General features: G+C 42.1%; 1 protein-coding gene. It reads right to left on the bottom strand.

The window, feature by feature from the left end; genetic code table 11:
- Positions 1 to 214, bottom strand: a 214-nt coding sequence (locus tag NE619_RS18700; RefSeq protein WP_256133949.1) for a glycoside hydrolase N-terminal domain-containing protein, incomplete at both ends; no start/stop codon positions are given.

Below are 214 nucleotides of genomic sequence, written 5' to 3'. Positions count from 1 at the left end.
ATACATTAGAAGATTTGTCATCAAGCAGTTTTCGATAATTTTCAATCTCTGTGGCAGTATATGCCGTTGCTTTATTTCCGAACTGGTAGTTGGGACGGCTCGATGAAGGACCGCCTGTCCAAAGTGTTTTTTCGTTGAAATGGATTCTTTCTTTTGAGATTCCGCCGAAAATCAAATTTCCCAGATTCCCGTTTCCGAGAGGCAGAGATTGCTG

This window comes from Anaerovorax odorimutans (assembly GCF_024459955.1).
In the GTDB taxonomy this organism is placed as follows: domain Bacteria; phylum Bacillota; class Clostridia; order Peptostreptococcales; family Anaerovoracaceae; genus Hominibacterium; species Hominibacterium odorimutans_A.
This window is presented reverse-complemented; position numbering and strand designations above follow the sequence as displayed.